Annotated in this window: 16 protein-coding genes and 2 riboswitches; of the genes, 8 read left to right on the top strand and 8 right to left on the bottom strand. The window is 74.5% G+C overall.

What is annotated here, in order from left to right; translation table 11 throughout:
- Positions 1 to 263: 263 nt before the first annotated feature.
- From ACZ5NJ_RS37450 to thiO (ACZ5NJ_RS37440), 3 genes are all read right to left on the bottom strand, one after another.
- On the bottom strand, positions 264 to 1,058 hold the full coding sequence (locus ACZ5NJ_RS37450) for a thiazole synthase (protein WP_468771220.1): 795 nt from the start codon (positions 1,056 to 1,058) through the stop codon (positions 264 to 266).
- 5 nt (positions 1,059 to 1,063) lie between these two features.
- Positions 1,064 to 1,264 (bottom strand): sulfur carrier protein ThiS, encoded by a 201-nt coding sequence (gene thiS / locus ACZ5NJ_RS37445; RefSeq protein WP_468771221.1) that lies wholly within the window; start codon positions 1,262 to 1,264, stop codon positions 1,064 to 1,066.
- Positions 1,261 to 2,445, bottom strand: coding sequence for a glycine oxidase ThiO (gene thiO / locus ACZ5NJ_RS37440; RefSeq protein WP_468771223.1), 1,185 nt, complete (start codon positions 2,443 to 2,445; stop codon positions 1,261 to 1,263). The genes thiS (ACZ5NJ_RS37445) and thiO (ACZ5NJ_RS37440) overlap by 4 nt, the downstream gene beginning before the upstream one ends.
- Positions 2,443 to 2,555: riboswitch (TPP riboswitch) on the bottom strand. Its footprint overlaps the gene before it by 3 nt.
- Positions 2,556 to 2,656: 101 nt before the next feature.
- On the opposite strand from thiO (ACZ5NJ_RS37440), the gene ACZ5NJ_RS37435 reads away from it, so the two are divergent.
- From ACZ5NJ_RS37435 to ACZ5NJ_RS37415, 5 genes are all read left to right on the top strand, one after another.
- Positions 2,657 to 3,877, top strand: a complete 1,221-nt coding sequence (locus tag ACZ5NJ_RS37435; protein ID WP_468771225.1) for an NAD(P)/FAD-dependent oxidoreductase — start codon at positions 2,657 to 2,659, stop codon at positions 3,875 to 3,877.
- 116 nt (positions 3,878 to 3,993) lie between these two features.
- On the top strand, positions 3,994 to 4,359 hold the full coding sequence (locus ACZ5NJ_RS37430; protein WP_468771226.1) for an Rv2175c family DNA-binding protein: 366 nt from the start codon (positions 3,994 to 3,996) through the stop codon (positions 4,357 to 4,359).
- Between the two features lie 76 nt (positions 4,360 to 4,435).
- Positions 4,436 to 5,074: a thiamine phosphate synthase gene (thiE, locus tag ACZ5NJ_RS37425; protein WP_468771227.1), complete on the top strand. Its 639-nt coding sequence runs from the start codon at positions 4,436 to 4,438 to the stop codon at positions 5,072 to 5,074.
- Between the two features lie 139 nt (positions 5,075 to 5,213).
- Positions 5,214 to 6,128, top strand: coding sequence for a methylenetetrahydrofolate reductase [NAD(P)H] (gene metF, locus ACZ5NJ_RS37420; protein WP_468771228.1), 915 nt, complete (start codon positions 5,214 to 5,216; stop codon positions 6,126 to 6,128).
- Positions 6,129 to 6,181: 53 nt separating this feature from the next.
- Entirely contained in the window at positions 6,182 to 7,057 is an 876-nt protein-coding gene (locus ACZ5NJ_RS37415) for a hypothetical protein (protein ID WP_468771230.1), read from the top strand.
- 78 nt (positions 7,058 to 7,135) lie between these two features.
- On the opposite strand, the gene ACZ5NJ_RS37410 is transcribed toward ACZ5NJ_RS37415, so the two are convergent.
- The 5 genes from ACZ5NJ_RS37410 to ACZ5NJ_RS37390 all read right to left on the bottom strand — a co-directional run bounded on the left by ACZ5NJ_RS37410 (position 7,136) and on the right by ACZ5NJ_RS37390 (position 11,536).
- Positions 7,136 to 8,011 (bottom strand): hypothetical protein, encoded by an 876-nt coding sequence (locus ACZ5NJ_RS37410; protein ID WP_468771230.1) that lies wholly within the window; start codon positions 8,009 to 8,011, stop codon positions 7,136 to 7,138.
- Positions 8,012 to 8,064: 53 nt separating this feature from the next.
- Positions 8,065 to 8,979 carry a methylenetetrahydrofolate reductase [NAD(P)H] gene (gene metF / locus ACZ5NJ_RS37405; protein ID WP_468771228.1) on the bottom strand — a complete coding sequence of 305 codons (915 nt, stop codon included), beginning with the start codon at positions 8,977 to 8,979 and terminating at the stop codon, positions 8,065 to 8,067.
- Between the two features lie 139 nt (positions 8,980 to 9,118).
- Complete coding sequence (gene thiE / locus ACZ5NJ_RS37400; RefSeq protein ID WP_468771227.1) at positions 9,119 to 9,757, bottom strand: thiamine phosphate synthase; 639 nt, start codon at positions 9,755 to 9,757, stop codon at positions 9,119 to 9,121.
- A gap of 76 nt (positions 9,758 to 9,833) precedes the next feature.
- Positions 9,834 to 10,199, bottom strand: coding sequence for an Rv2175c family DNA-binding protein (locus tag ACZ5NJ_RS37395; protein ID WP_468771226.1), 366 nt, complete (start codon positions 10,197 to 10,199; stop codon positions 9,834 to 9,836).
- 116 nt (positions 10,200 to 10,315) lie between these two features.
- Positions 10,316 to 11,536: an NAD(P)/FAD-dependent oxidoreductase gene (locus tag ACZ5NJ_RS37390; protein WP_468771225.1), complete on the bottom strand. Its 1,221-nt coding sequence runs from the start codon at positions 11,534 to 11,536 to the stop codon at positions 10,316 to 10,318.
- A 101-nt stretch (positions 11,537 to 11,637) separates the two neighbouring features.
- Positions 11,638 to 11,750: riboswitch (TPP riboswitch) on the top strand.
- On the opposite strand from ACZ5NJ_RS37390, the gene thiO (ACZ5NJ_RS37385) reads away from it, so the two are divergent.
- The 3 genes from thiO (ACZ5NJ_RS37385) (at position 11,748) to ACZ5NJ_RS37375 (ending at position 13,929) form a co-directional block, all read left to right on the top strand.
- Positions 11,748 to 12,932 (top strand): glycine oxidase ThiO, encoded by a 1,185-nt coding sequence (gene thiO / locus ACZ5NJ_RS37385; RefSeq protein ID WP_468771223.1) that lies wholly within the window; start codon positions 11,748 to 11,750, stop codon positions 12,930 to 12,932. (Overlaps the previous riboswitch by 3 nt.)
- Positions 12,929 to 13,129, top strand: a complete 201-nt coding sequence (gene thiS / locus ACZ5NJ_RS37380) for a sulfur carrier protein ThiS (protein ID WP_468771221.1) — start codon at positions 12,929 to 12,931, stop codon at positions 13,127 to 13,129. The genes thiO (ACZ5NJ_RS37385) and thiS (ACZ5NJ_RS37380) overlap by 4 nt, the downstream gene beginning before the upstream one ends.
- A 5-nt stretch (positions 13,130 to 13,134) precedes the next feature.
- Positions 13,135 to 13,929, top strand: a complete 795-nt coding sequence (locus ACZ5NJ_RS37375; protein WP_468771220.1) for a thiazole synthase — start codon at positions 13,135 to 13,137, stop codon at positions 13,927 to 13,929.
- Positions 13,930 to 14,192: the final 263 nt, after the last annotated feature.

The raw sequence follows: 14,192 nt of genomic DNA, 5'->3' as shown, positions 1-14,192 counted from the left end.
ACGCGACGAAGGAGCGCCCTTGACAGGCCGGCCCGACACGGAAGGACGATGAGACTGACGGGAAAGCCCCAACCCCTCCCTGAGACCGCTCAAGGAGACCCCGCCCCCCACCCCCGCCCCGCCGGCCGGTTCCGGCCTGCGGGAGCCGGCCGCCGGCCCGCCGGCCCGCACTCGGGGAGGCGGGTGGGCAGCCACCGCCCGGGTCCGGCCCCTCGCGGGGGAGAGGGCGGGCCCGCGCCGCGAGCCCCGTACCCCCGCCCCCCTCAGAACGCCGGGCGTTCCGGGTCCAGGGTGGCGCGGCCCTCCGTGGGGGACGAGGGCTCGGCGAAGCGGCGTGGGGGGATGCGGCCCGCTCTGCGGGCCAGGCGGCCCGCCGTGACGGCGTCGCGCATGGCCGCCGCCATCAGGGCCGGCTCCTGGGCGCGGGTCACCGCCGACGCCAGCATCACCGCCGCGCAGCCCAGTTCCATCGCCAGGGCGGCGTCGGACGCCGTGCCCGCCCCGGCGTCCAGGATCACCGGCACCCCCGCCCGCTCCACGATCAGCTCGAAGTTGTGCGGGTTGCGGATGCCCATCCCGGAGCCGATCGGGGAGCCCAGCGGCATGATCGCCGCGCAGCCCACGTCCTCCAGCTTGCGGGCCAGGACCGGGTCGTCGTTGGTGTACGGGAGCACCGTGAAGCCCTCGTCGACCAGGACCTCCGCCGCGTCCAGCAGCTCGACGCCGTCCGGCAGCAGGGTCCGCTCGTCCGCGACCACCTCCAGCTTGATCCAGTCCGTGCCCAGTGCCTCCCGCGCCAGCCGGGCGGTCAGGACGGCCTCGCCGGCGGTGAAGCAGCCCGCCGTGTTGGGCAGGACCGCGATGCCGAGCCTGGACAGCACGGACAGGACCGAGCCCTGCACCGTCGGGTCCAGGCGGCGCATCGCGACCGTGGTCAGCTCGGTGCCGGAGGCGACCAGGGCGCGTTCCAGGATCTCCAGGCTCGGGGCTCCGCCCGTGCCCATGATCAGGCGGGAGGAGAAGGTCCGGCCGCCCAGGGTGAACAGGTCGTCGGCCATCGTGCTCAGCCTCCCTGGACCGCGGTGAGGACCTCGACCCGGTCGCCGTCCCCGACGGCGGTCAGGGGCCACTGGCCGCGCGGGACCACGGTCTCGTTGAGGGCGGCGGCGACGCCGGACGGAGCCGTGGTGAGGCTGGCGACCACCGCGTCGAGGGTGGTGCCCGCCGCGACCTCGCGCGGCTCGCCGTTGACGGAGATGGTCATGCGTACGACTCCTGACGTGCGGGGGCGAAGCGGCGGGGGCTGAAGGGGCGGGCGATGTCCGGCACGGCGCCGGTGGTCAGCAGTTCCGCCATCACGTCGCCGGTGAGCGGGGTCAGCAGCACCCCGTTGCGGTAGTGGCCGGTGGCCAGGTGCAGGCCGGGCAGGTCGGTCGGGCCGAGCAGCGGCGCGTTGTCGGGGGAGCACGGGCGCAGCCCGGCCCGGGTCTCGACCAGGGGCAGCTCGGTGATGCCGGGGACCAGTTCGTGGGCGTCGCGCAGCAGCTCGTAGACCCCGCCGGCGGTGACGGTGGTGTCCCAGCCGAGCTCCTCGCTGGTGGCGCCGACGACGAGCTCGCCGTTCTCGCGCGGTACGAGGTAGACGTGGCTGCCGCGCACCACGGCCCGTACGGTCCGGGACAGGAACGGCGCGTAGGCGGGCGGGACGGCCAGCCGCAGCACCTGTCCCTTGACGGGCCGCACGGGTGGGGCCACCTCGGCCGGTACGCCCTCCAGCCGGCCGCTGAGCGAGCCCGCGGCCAGGACCACCTGGTCGGCGAGCAGCTCGGTGCCGTCGTCGAGGAGCGCGCCGCGGGCCCGGTCGGCGGTGACGAGCAGCCGGCGCGCGGCCGCCCGGTGGACCCGTACGCCGGCCCGTTCGCAGGCGGTGAGCAGGGCGGCGGCGAGGCGGCGGGGGTCCACCTGGTGGTCCCCGTCGACCCGCAGCCCGCCGCGTACGCCCGGGGCGAGCATGGGCTCCAGGCGGCGGCACTCGCGGCCGGTGAGCCACTCGGACTCCAGACCGCAGCGCCGCTGGAGGGCGTGCAGTTCCCGCAGGTGGAGGCGGTCGTCGGCGTCGAGGGCGACGGCGAGGGTGCCGCAGGCGCGGTAGCCGAGGTCCATGCCGCCGCTGGCCTCGGTGAGTTCGGCGGCGAACTCCGGGTAGCGGGCGGCGGAGGCGAGGTTGAGCCCCAGCAGGGTCTCCTCGCCGTAGTGGAGCTCGGTGACGGCGGCGAGCATGCCGGCCGCGACCCGGGCGGCGCCGCCGCCGGGGTCGGGGTCGGCGAGCGCGGTGCGCAGGCCGCTGCGGGCCGCCCGCCAGGCGGTGACCAGGCCGATGATCCCGCCACCGATGACGAGGACGTCGCCGCCCCGGTGGTCGGATCCCTTGTCGGATGCGTGCATGGGCGTCCAGCCCCTCCCTTCGCCGGCATGACCCGGATCAGGTTCGTACGGTCGGAGGCCGGCCAGCCTCCCTCTCAGCCCGGTGCGCCCGGACTCCCGCGATAGGTACGGTGGCCAGCCTAACCCCGGGGCCGGTGGCGGGTAAGGCTGCCTCCCCGGGCCGGCCCGCCCCCGCTTTCCTGACGGGCCGTCAGCTGGCTAGGCTGACCGCGTGAGTGAGCAGACGGAACAGACGAAGCCCGGTGCCGTGATCGTCGGCGCCGGAATGGCCGGCGTGCAGACCGCCGTGGCCCTGCGGGAACAGGGCTGGACCGGCCCCGTGACCCTGCTGGGCGCCGAACCCCACCAGCCCTACGACCGCCCCCCGCTGTCCAAGGCGGTGCTCCTCGGCAAGGCCGAGGACTCGGCCTTCGACGTCGACTTCGAGGGCCTCGGCATCGAGCTGCGCCTCGGGACCGAGGTCACCGGCCTGCGGGCCGCCGACCGCATGCTGGACACCGAGACGGGCCCCGTCCCGTACGAGGTCCTCGTCCTGGCCACCGGAGCCGTCCCCCTGACCCTGCCCGCCACCGACCGCGTCCCCGGCGTGCACCTGCTGCGCACCCTCGACGACGCCGCCCGGCTGCGCCCCGTGCTGGCCGCCGCCCCCGAGGTCGTCGTGGTCGGCGCCGGCTGGATCGGCGCCGAGTTCGCCACCGCCGCCCGCGAGGCCGGCTGCGCCGTCACCGTCGTCGAGGCCGCCGACCGGGTCCTGGCCGGGGCCCTGCCCGCCGAGGTCGCCGCCCCCATGGCCCGCTGGTACGCCGGAGCCGGAGCCACCCTGCTCACCGGCGCGAAGGTCGCCGGGATCGAGGAGGGCCGGGTGCTCCTCGCCGACGGCCGCGCGCTGCCCGCCGGGGCCGTCGTCGTCGGCATCGGGGCCAGGCCCGCCACCGACTGGCTCGACGGCAGCGGGGTCGAACGGGGCCCCGACGGCTCCGTCACCGCCGACGCCCACCTGCGCACCTCCCTGCCCGGGGTGTACGCCGTCGGTGACTGCTCCTCCTTCCCGTCGGCCCGCTACGGGACCCGGCTGCTGGTCCACCACTGGGACAACGCCCTCCAGGGCCCCCGCGCGGTCGCGGCCAACATCGTCGCCGGGGAGGCCGTCCGGACCTACGACCCGGTGCCGTACTTCTGGTCCGAGCAGTTCGGCCGCTTCGTGCAGTACGCGGGCCACCACGGCGGCGCCGACACCCTGCTGTGGCGCGGCGACCCGGACGGCGACGCCTGGTCGGTGTGCTGGCTGCGCGGGGACGCCCTCGTCGCCGTCCTGGCCGTCGGCCGGCCCCGGGACCTGGCCCAGGGGCGGAAGCTGATCGAGTCGGGCGCCCCCGTCGACCCGGCCCGGGTCGCGGACCCGGCCGTCCCGCTGAAGTCGGCCACGGCCTGACGGCCCCCGTACCCGGACGCCTCCCCCCGATCCGGGCGGATCCGCGCCCAGGCGGACGGACCCGGACGGACGGGGCCGGGTACCGACCGCCCCGCGGAGGTGGCAGGCTTGGGTCCGTGACCGAGATTGACGCAAAGATCGAAGCCCTCGTCCCCTCCTGGCTGTACCTCCCCGACATCGCGGAGATGCTCGACATCGAGGTGACCCGGGTCCGCCAGATGGTCAAGGAAGGGCAGCTGATCGCCGTACGCCGGGGCGAGAACCGCGCCCTGCAGGTTCCGGCCCAGTTCATCGACGGCGACAAGGTCGTCAAGGGACTCGTCGGCCTGCTGACCGTCCTGCGCGACGACCGCTTCTCCGACGAGGAGATGCTGGAATGGCTCTTCACCGAGGACCCCTCCCTGCCCGGCACCCCCGTGCAGGCGCTGCGCGAGAACCGCGGCACGGAGGTGAAGCGCCGCGCCCAGGCGCTCGCCCTCTGAGCGGCTGATCCACGGATGGGGGCGGGCCGGGTACCCTCGGCCCGCCCGCACTCCACCACCACCAGGGGGTACTCCCATGCAGCAGCTTTCCGACGCCCGGCTCTACCTGTGCACGGACGCCCGCAAGCGGCAGGGAGACCTTCCCGAGTTCCTCGACGCCGTCCTGGCCGGCGGGGTGGACATCGTCCAGCTCCGCGACAAGGGCATGGAAGCCGGTGAGGAACTCGAACACCTCCGGGTCTTCGCCGACGCCGCCCGCCGCCACGGCAAGCTCCTCGCGGTGAACGACCGCGCCGACGTCGCCCACGCCATCGGCTCCGACGTCCTGCACCTCGGCCAGGGCGACATCCCGGTCCCCGCCGCCCGCGCCATCCTCGGCCGGGAGGTCCTGGTCGGACGCTCCTGCCACGCCGAGTCCGAGGTCGCCGCCGCCGTCGCCGAACCCGGCGTGGACTACTTCTGCACCGGCCCCTGCTGGCCCACCCCCACCAAGCCCGGCCGCCACGCCCCCGGCCTCGGCCTCGTCCGCTACACGGCCTCCCTGGCGCAGGACCGCCCCTGGTTCGCCATCGGCGGCATCGACGCCGGCAACCTCGACGAGGTCCTCGACGCCGGCGCCACCCGCGTGGTGGTCGTCCGCGCCGTCACCGAGGCCACCGACCCCGGCGCGGCCGCCGCCGACCTGGCCAAGCGCGTCCGCGCCCGCCTCGGCTAGCGGATCCCCGCGCGGCCGGCCTCGTACGGCACTCGCGCGGCCCTCGTGCCGGGCTCGGGCACGCGCCGAAGTGTCCAAAAATCTGTCCAATGGATGGACAACGCTTCGGCGTCCGCCGGGGCGCGTCTAACCTGCCGGTATGGCCCTTGGTACCGCTTCCACCTGGTCGGACCGTGCACACACGGTCCGCGACCTCCTCGCGTCCGGAGCCTCGTATTCCTTCGAGTTCTGGGCTCCCAAGACCGAGAAGGGCGAGCGCAACCTCTGGAACGCGCTCCGCCGGATCGAGGCGGTCTCCCCGAGCTTCGTCTCCGTCACGTACGGAGCCGGCGGCTCCACCCGGGGCGGCACCGTCCGCGCCACCCAGCAGATCGCGGCCGACACCACCCTGACCCCCGTCGCGCACCTCACCGCCGTGGACCACTCCATCGCCGAGCTGCGCCACGTGATCGGCCAGTTCGCCGACGCCGGCATCCGCAACATGCTCGCGCTGCGCGGCGACCCGCCGGGCGACCCCATGGGCGCCTGGGTCAAGCACCCCGAGGGCGTGGACTACGCGGCCGATCTCGTGCGCCTGCTCAAGGAGTCCGGTGACTTCTGCGTCGGCGTCGCCGCCTTCCCCGAGATGCACCCCCGCTCCGCGGACTGGGATACGGACATCCGGCACTTCGTGGACAAGTGTCGCGCCGGCGCGGACTACGCCATCACCCAGATGTTCTTCGACCCGGAGAATTATCTGAGGCTCCGCGACAGCGTTCAGAAAGCGGGCTGCGAGACCCCGATCATCCCCGAGGTCATGCCTGTTGTGGGCATCAAGCAGCTCGACCGCCTGCCTCAGCTGAGCAACGCCGCCTTCCCTGACGCCGTGAAAGACCGCATGCTCGCCGTCAAGGACGATCCGGCCGCTGTACGCTCCATTGGCATCGAGTTCGCCACGGAGTTCTGCGCGCGGCTGCTGTCCGAAGGTGTTCCGGGACTGCACTTCATCACGCTGAACAATTCCACGGCGACCCTCGAAATCTACGAGAACCTGGGCCTGCACCAGCGGGCCTGACCGGCCGTCTCCCCGTCTCCCGCGCGGTACGGCCGTACCGAGAGGGGCCTTGCATGGGAATGACGGTCCTCTACATCGCGTTCGCATTCGTCGCGCTGTGGCTGCTTGCCGAGGTCCTGATGCAGTACAAGGCCCGGCTGCGCTGGCGCCTGCTCGCCTTCGCCGGGTTCCTCGGCGTCGTGGCCGGGGTCGTGCTGCCGTCGGTGCTCGTCATCGCCGTCGGCGCGACGGCCTTCGCCGTCGGCCAGACCCTGGTCACGCTCTCCTTCCGCAAGGGCTTCGTCGCCGGCTGGGCCCTGCGCAAGGGCAAGGGCGACGAGCCCGCCCGCAAGGAGGGACGCAGCAGACGCCGCCGCTCCGGGGGCGCCGCGCCGCGACCGGAGCCCGCGCTGGAGGTCACCGGGCTGGAGTACGGCCCCCAGGACCCGGGCGCCGCCCGCGCCGCCGACGACGACCGGGACGACCGCGACGTCTTCACCCCGCAGCCGGTGCCCGAGGAGACCGGCTCGTACGGGATACAGAGCTTCGCCCCCCAGCAGCCGGACGCCACCGCGGCCTTCGCCTCGCCGTTCGCCGCGGACGGCCAGGACGGCGGGCAGCACGCCGCCTATTACGACCCCCACCAGGGCCAGAACGGCTACGACTACGGCGGCTACCCGGCGGGCGGCCAGCAGGTCTACGCCGCCTACTCGGACCCGTACATCGGCACCGGCGGCGCCGTGGCCCCCGGCCAGCAGTACGACTACCCGCAGTACGACCCCGCGCAGCAGCAGTACTCCATGGACACCCCGCCCGGCGGCGTCTGGGTCCCGCAGCAGCGCGCCACCGACGCGGCCCCCCAGCCCCACCCGGAGCAGGACCCGCAGCAGCAGCCGCCGCAGGGCTACCCGTACCAGGGCAACGGAGAATACGGCCAGTACCGCTACTGAGGCGGGAGCGGTCGAGGCGACGGGGAGGGCCCGGCACCCGGGTGCCGGGCCCTCCCCGTCGCCTCGACCGCTCCCGCCTCAGTAGCGGTACTGGCCGTATTCTCCGTTGCCCTGGTACGGGTAGCCCTGCGGCGGCTGCTGCTGCGGGTCCTGCTCCGGGTGGGGCTGGGGGGCCGCGTCGGTGGCGCGCTGCTGCGGGACCCAGACGCCGCCGGGCGGGGTGTCCATGGAGTACTGCTGCTGCGCGGGGTCGTACTGCGGGTAGTCGTACTGCTGGCCGGGGGCCACGGCGCCGCCGGTGCCGATGTACGGGTCCGAGTAGGCGGCGTAGACCTGCTGGCCGCCCGCCGGGTAGCCGCCGTAGTCGTAGCCGTTCTGGCCCTGGTGGGGGTCGTAATAGGCGGCGTGCTGCCCGCCGTCCTGGCCGTCCGCGGCGAACGGCGAGGCGAAGGCCGCGGTGGCGTCCGGCTGCTGGGGGGCGAAGCTCTGTATCCCGTACGAGCCGGTCTCCTCGGGCACCGGCTGCGGGGTGAAGACGTCGCGGTCGTCCCGGTCGTCGTCGGCGGCGCGGGCGGCGCCCGGGTCCTGGGGGCCGTACTCCAGCCCGGTGACCTCCAGCGCGGGCTCCGGTCGCGGCGCGGCGCCCCCGGAGCGGCGGCGTCTGCTGCGTCCCTCCTTGCGGGCGGGCTCGTCGCCCTTGCCCTTGCGCAGGGCCCAGCCGGCGACGAAGCCCTTGCGGAAGGAGAGCGTGACCAGGGTCTGGCCGACGGCGAAGGCCGTCGCGCCGACGGCGATGACGAGCACCGACGGCAGCACGACCCCGGCCACGACGCCGAGGAACCCGGCGAAGGCGAGCAGGCGCCAGCGCAGCCGGGCCTTGTACTGCATCAGGACCTCGGCAAGCAGCCACAGCGCGACGAATGCGAACGCGATGTAGAGGACCGTCATTCCCATGCAAGGCCCCTCTCGGTACGGCCGTACCGCGCGGGAGACGGGGAGACGGCCGGTCAGGCCCGCTGGTGCAGGCCCAGGTTCTCGTAGATTTCGAGGGTCGCCGTGGAATTGTTCAGCGTGATGAAGTGCAGTCCCGGAACACCTTCGGACAGCAGCCGCGCGCAGAACTCCGTGGCGAACTCGATGCCAATGGAGCGTACAGCGGCCGGATCGTCCTTGACGGCGAGCATGCGGTCTTTCACGGCGTCAGGGAAGGCGGCGTTGCTCAGCTGAGGCAGGCGGTCGAGCTGCTTGATGCCCACAACAGGCATGACCTCGGGGATGATCGGGGTCTCGCAGCCCGCTTTCTGAACGCTGTCGCGGAGCCTCAGATAATTCTCCGGGTCGAAGAACATCTGGGTGATGGCGTAGTCCGCGCCGGCGCGACACTTGTCCACGAAGTGCCGGATGTCCGTATCCCAGTCCGCGGAGCGGGGGTGCATCTCGGGGAAGGCGGCGACGCCGACGCAGAAGTCACCGGACTCCTTGAGCAGGCGCACGAGATCGGCCGCGTAGTCCACGCCCTCGGGGTGCTTGACCCAGGCGCCCATGGGGTCGCCCGGCGGGTCGCCGCGCAGCGCGAGCATGTTGCGGATGCCGGCGTCGGCGAACTGGCCGATCACGTGGCGCAGCTCGGCGATGGAGTGGTCCACGGCGGTGAGGTGCGCGACGGGGGTCAGGGTGGTGTCGGCCGCGATCTGCTGGGTGGCGCGGACGGTGCCGCCCCGGGTGGAGCCGCCGGCTCCGTACGTGACGGAGACGAAGCTCGGGGAGACCGCCTCGATCCGGCGGAGCGCGTTCCAGAGGTTGCGCTCGCCCTTCTCGGTCTTGGGAGCCCAGAACTCGAAGGAATACGAGGCTCCGGACGCGAGGAGGTCGCGGACCGTGTGTGCACGGTCCGACCAGGTGGAAGCGGTACCAAGGGCCATACCGGCAGGTTAGACGCGCCCCGGCGGACGCCGAAGCGTTGTCCATCCATTGGACAGATTTTTGGACACTTCGGCGCGTGCCCGAGCCCGGCACGAGGGCCGCGCGAGTGCCGTACGAGGCCGGCCGCGCGGGGATCCGCTAGCCGAGGCGGGCGCGGACGCGCTTGGCCAGGTCGGCGGCGGCCGCGCCGGGGTCGGTGGCCTCGGTGACGGCGCGGACGACCACCACGCGGGTGGCGCCGGCGTCGAGGACCTCGTCGAGGTTGCCGGCGTCGATGCCGCCGATGGCGAACCAGGGGCGGTCCTGCGCCAGGGAGGCCGTGTAGCGGACGAGGCCGAGGCCGGGGGCGTGGCGGCCGGGCTTGGTGGGGGTGGGCCAGCAGGGGCCGGTGCAGAAGTAGTCCACGCCGGGTTCGGCGACGGCGGCGGCGACCTCGGACTCGGCGTGGCAGGAGCGTCCGACCAGGACCTCCCGGCCGAGGATGGCGCGGGCGGCGGGGACCGGGATGTCGCCCTGGCCGAGGTGCAGGACGTCGGAGCCGATGGCGTGGGCGACGTCGGCGCGGTCGTTCACCGCGAGGAGCTTGCCGTGGCGGCGGGCGGCGTCGGCGAAGACCCGGAGGTGTTCGAGTTCCTCACCGGCTTCCATGCCCTTGTCGCGGAGCTGGACGATGTCCACCCCGCCGGCCAGGACGGCGTCGAGGAACTCGGGAAGGTCTCCCTGCCGCTTGCGGGCGTCCGTGCACAGGTAGAGCCGGGCGTCGGAAAGCTGCTGCATGGGAGTACCCCCTGGTGGTGGTGGAGTGCGGGCGGGCCGAGGGTACCCGGCCCGCCCCCATCCGTGGATCAGCCGCTCAGAGGGCGAGCGCCTGGGCGCGGCGCTTCACCTCCGTGCCGCGGTTCTCGCGCAGCGCCTGCACGGGGGTGCCGGGCAGGGAGGGGTCCTCGGTGAAGAGCCATTCCAGCATCTCCTCGTCGGAGAAGCGGTCGTCGCGCAGGACGGTCAGCAGGCCGACGAGTCCCTTGACGACCTTGTCGCCGTCGATGAACTGGGCCGGAACCTGCAGGGCGCGGTTCTCGCCCCGGCGTACGGCGATCAGCTGCCCTTCCTTGACCATCTGGCGGACCCGGGTCACCTCGATGTCGAGCATCTCCGCGATGTCGGGGAGGTACAGCCAGGAGGGGACGAGGGCTTCGATCTTTGCGTCAATCTCGGTCACGGACCCAAGCCTGCCACCTCCGCGGGGCGGTCGGTACCCGGCCCCGTCCGTCCGGGTCCGTCCGCCTGGGCGCGGATCCGCCCGGATCGGGGGGAGGCGTCCGGGTACGGGGGCCGTCAGGCCGTGGCCGACTTCAGCGGGACGGCCGGGTCCGCGACCCGGGCCGGGTCGACGGGGGCGCCCGACTCGATCAGCTTCCGCCCCTGGGCCAGGTCCCGGGGCCGGCCGACGGCCAGGACGGCGACGAGGGCGTCCCCGCGCAGCCAGCACACCGACCAGGCGTCGCCGTCCGGGTCGCCGCGCCACAGCAGGGTGTCGGCGCCGCCGTGGTGGCCCGCGTACTGCACGAAGCGGCCGAACTGCTCGGACCAGAAGTACGGCACCGGGTCGTAGGTCCGGACGGCCTCCCCGGCGACGATGTTGGCCGCGACCGCGCGGGGGCCCTGGAGGGCGTTGTCCCAGTGGTGGACCAGCAGCCGGGTCCCGTAGCGGGCCGACGGGAAGGAGGAGCAGTCACCGACGGCGTACACCCCGGGCAGGGAGGTGCGCAGGTGGGCGTCGGCGGTGACGGAGCCGTCGGGGCCCCGTTCGACCCCGCTGCCGTCGAGCCAGTCGGTGGCGGGCCTGGCCCCGATGCCGACGACGACGGCCCCGGCGGGCAGCGCGCGGCCGTCGGCGAGGAGCACCCGGCCCTCCTCGATCCCGGCGACCTTCGCGCCGGTGAGCAGGGTGGCTCCGGCTCCGGCGTACCAGCGGGCCATGGGGGCGGCGACCTCGGCGGGCAGGGCCCCGGCCAGGACCCGGTCGGCGGCCTCGACGACGGTGACGGCGCAGCCGGCCTCGCGGGCGGCGGTGGCGAACTCGGCGCCGATCCAGCCGGCGCCGACCACGACGACCTCGGGGGCGGCGGCCAGCACGGGGCGCAGCCGGGCGGCGTCGTCGAGGGTGCGCAGCAGGTGCACGCCGGGGACGCGGTCGGTGGCGGGCAGGGTCAGGGGGACGGCTCCGGTGGCCAGGACGAGGACCTCGTACGGGACGGGGCCCGTCTCGGTGTCCAGCATGCGGTCGGCGGCCCGCAGGCCGGTGACCTCGGTCCCGAGGCGCAGCTCGATGCCGAGGCCCTCGAAGTCGACGTCGAAGGCCGAGTCCTCGGCCTTGCCGAGGAGCACCGCCTTGGACAGCGGGGGGCGGTCGTAGGGCTGGTGGGGTTCGGCGCCCAGCAGGGTCACGGGGCCGGTCCAGCCCTGTTCCCGCAGGGCCACGGCGGTCTGCACGCCGGCCATTCCGGCGCCGACGATCACGGCACCGGGCTTCGTCTGTTCCGTCTGCTCACTCACGCGGTCAGCCTAGCCAGCTGACGGCCCGTCAGGAAAGCGGGGGCGGGCCGGCCCGGGGAGGCAGCCTTACCCGCCACCGGCCCCGGGGTTAGGCTGGCCACCGTACCTATCGCGGGAGTCCGGGCGCACCGGGCTGAGAGGGAGGCTGGCCGGCCTCCGACCGTACGAACCTGATCCGGGTCATGCCGGCGAAGGGAGGGGCTGGACGCCCATGCACGCATCCGACAAGGGATCCGACCACCGGGGCGGCGACGTCCTCGTCATCGGTGGCGGGATCATCGGCCTGGTCACCGCCTGGCGGGCGGCCCGCAGCGGCCTGCGCACCGCGCTCGCCGACCCCGACCCCGGCGGCGGCGCCGCCCGGGTCGCGGCCGGCATGCTCGCCGCCGTCACCGAGCTCCACTACGGCGAGGAGACCCTGCTGGGGCTCAACCTCGCCTCCGCCGCCCGCTACCCGGAGTTCGCCGCCGAACTCACCGAGGCCAGCGGCGGCATGGACCTCGGCTACCGCGCCTGCGGCACCCTCGCCGTCGCCCTCGACGCCGACGACCGCCTCCACCTGCGGGAACTGCACGCCCTCCAGCGGCGCTGCGGTCTGGAGTCCGAGTGGCTCACCGGCCGCGAGTGCCGCCGCCTGGAGCCCATGCTCGCCCCGGGCGTACGCGGCGGGCTGCGGGTCGACGGGGACCACCAGGTGGACCCCCGCCGCCTCGCCGCCGCCCTGCTCACCGCCTGCGAACGGGCCGGCGTACGGGTCCACCGGGCGGCCGCGCGCCGGCTGCTCGTCACCGCCGACCGGGCCCGCGGCGCGCTCCTCGACGACGGCACCGAGCTGCTCGCCGACCAGGTGGTCCTGGCCGCGGGCTCGCTCAGCGGCCGGCTGGAGGGCGTACCGGCCGAGGTGGCCCCACCCGTGCGGCCCGTCAAGGGACAGGTGCTGCGGCTGGCCGTCCCGCCCGCCTACGCGCCGTTCCTGTCCCGGACCGTACGGGCCGTGGTGCGCGGCAGCCACGTCTACCTCGTACCGCGCGAGAACGGCGAGCTCGTCGTCGGCGCCACCAGCGAGGAGCTCGGCTGGGACACCACCGTCACCGCCGGCGGGGTCTACGAGCTGCTGCGCGACGCCCACGAACTGGTCCCCGGCATCACCGAGCTGCCCCTGGTCGAGACCCGGGCCGGGCTGCGCCCGTGCTCCCCCGACAACGCGCCGCTGCTCGGCCCGACCGACCTGCCCGGCCTGCACCTGGCCACCGGCCACTACCGCAACGGGGTGCTGCTGACCCCGCTCACCGGCGACGTGATGGCGGAACTGCTGACCACCGGCGCCGTGCCGGACATCGCCCGCCCCTTCAGCCCCCGCCGCTTCGCCCCCGCACGTCAGGAGTCGTACGCATGACCATCTCCGTCAACGGCGAGCCGCGCGAGGTCGCGGCGGGCACCACCCTCGACGCGGTGGTCGCCAGCCTCACCACGGCTCCGTCCGGCGTCGCCGCCGCCCTCAACGAGACCGTGGTCCCGCGCGGCCAGTGGCCCCTGACCGCCGTCGGGGACGGCGACCGGGTCGAGGTCCTCACCGCGGTCCAGGGAGGCTGAGCACGATGGCCGACGACCTGTTCACCCTGGGCGGCCGGACCTTCTCCTCCCGCCTGATCATGGGCACGGGCGGAGCCCCGAGCCTGGAGATCCTGGAACGCGCCCTGGTCGCCTCCGGCACCGAGCTGACCACGGTCGCGATGCGCCGCCTGGACCCGACGGTGCAGGGCTCGGTCCTGTCCGTGCTGTCCAGGCTCGGCATCGCGGTCCTGCCCAACACGGCGGGCTGCTTCACCGCCGGCGAGGCCGTCCTGACCGCCCGGCTGGCGCGGGAGGCACTGGGCACGGACTGGATCAAGCTGGAGGTGGTCGCGGACGAGCGGACCCTGCTGCCGGACGGCGTCGAGCTGCTGGACGCGGCGGAGGTCCTGGTCGACGAGGGCTTCACGGTGCTCCCGTACACCAACGACGACCCGGTCCTGGCCCGCAAGCTGGAGGACGTGGGCTGCGCGGCGATCATGCCGCTGGGCTCCCCGATCGGCTCCGGGATGGGCATCCGCAACCCGCACAACTTCGAGCTGATCGTGGAGCGGGCGGGGGTGCCGGTGATCCTGGACGCCGGGGCGGGCACGGCGTCCGACGCCGCCCTGGCGATGGAACTGGGCTGCGCGGCGGTGATGCTGGCGTCGGCGGTGACCCGCGCCCAGGAGCCGGCCCTGATGGCGGCGGCCATGCGCGACGCCGTCACGGCGGGCCGCCTGGCCCGCAGAGCGGGCCGCATCCCCCCACGCCGCTTCGCCGAGCCCTCGTCCCCCACGGAGGGCCGCGCCACCCTGGACCCGGAACGCCCGGCGTTCTGAGGGGGGCGGGGGTACGGGGCTCGCGGCGCGGGCCCGCCCTCTCCCCCGCGAGGGGCCGGACCCGGGCGGTGGCTGCCCACCCGCCTCCCCGAGTGCGGGCCGGCGGGCCGGCGGCCGGCTCCCGCAGGCCGGAACCGGCCGGCGGGGCGGGGGTGGGGGGCGGGGTCTCCTTGAGCGGTCTCAGGGAGGGGTTGGGGCTTTCCCGTCAGTCTCATCGTCCTTCCGTGTCGGGCCGGCCTGTCAAGGGCGCTCCTTCGTCGCGT

It is taken from the genome of Streptomyces sp. NPDC032091 (assembly GCF_055580265.1).
This window is presented reverse-complemented; position numbering and strand designations above follow the sequence as displayed.

Coding starts and splice junctions, on each gene's coding strand:
- metF (WP_468771228.1), bottom strand. CDS start 8,979: ATGGCCCTTGGTACCGCTTCCACCTGGTCGGACCGTGCACACACGGTC.
- ACZ5NJ_RS37450 (WP_468771220.1), bottom strand. CDS start 1,058: ATGGCCGACGACCTGTTCACCCTGGGCGGCCGGACCTTCTCCTCCCGC.
- ACZ5NJ_RS37410 (WP_468771230.1), bottom strand. CDS start 8,011: ATGGGAATGACGGTCCTCTACATCGCGTTCGCATTCGTCGCGCTGTGG.
- thiO (WP_468771223.1), top strand. CDS start 11,748: ATGCACGCATCCGACAAGGGATCCGACCACCGGGGCGGCGACGTCCTC.
- thiE (WP_468771227.1), bottom strand. CDS start 9,757: ATGCAGCAGCTTTCCGACGCCCGGCTCTACCTGTGCACGGACGCCCGC.
- ACZ5NJ_RS37415 (WP_468771230.1), top strand. CDS start 6,182: ATGGGAATGACGGTCCTCTACATCGCGTTCGCATTCGTCGCGCTGTGG.
- thiS (WP_468771221.1), bottom strand. CDS start 1,264: ATGACCATCTCCGTCAACGGCGAGCCGCGCGAGGTCGCGGCGGGCACC.
- metF (WP_468771228.1), top strand. CDS start 5,214: ATGGCCCTTGGTACCGCTTCCACCTGGTCGGACCGTGCACACACGGTC.
- thiE (WP_468771227.1), top strand. CDS start 4,436: ATGCAGCAGCTTTCCGACGCCCGGCTCTACCTGTGCACGGACGCCCGC.
- thiS (WP_468771221.1), top strand. CDS start 12,929: ATGACCATCTCCGTCAACGGCGAGCCGCGCGAGGTCGCGGCGGGCACC.
- ACZ5NJ_RS37375 (WP_468771220.1), top strand. CDS start 13,135: ATGGCCGACGACCTGTTCACCCTGGGCGGCCGGACCTTCTCCTCCCGC.
- thiO (WP_468771223.1), bottom strand. CDS start 2,445: ATGCACGCATCCGACAAGGGATCCGACCACCGGGGCGGCGACGTCCTC.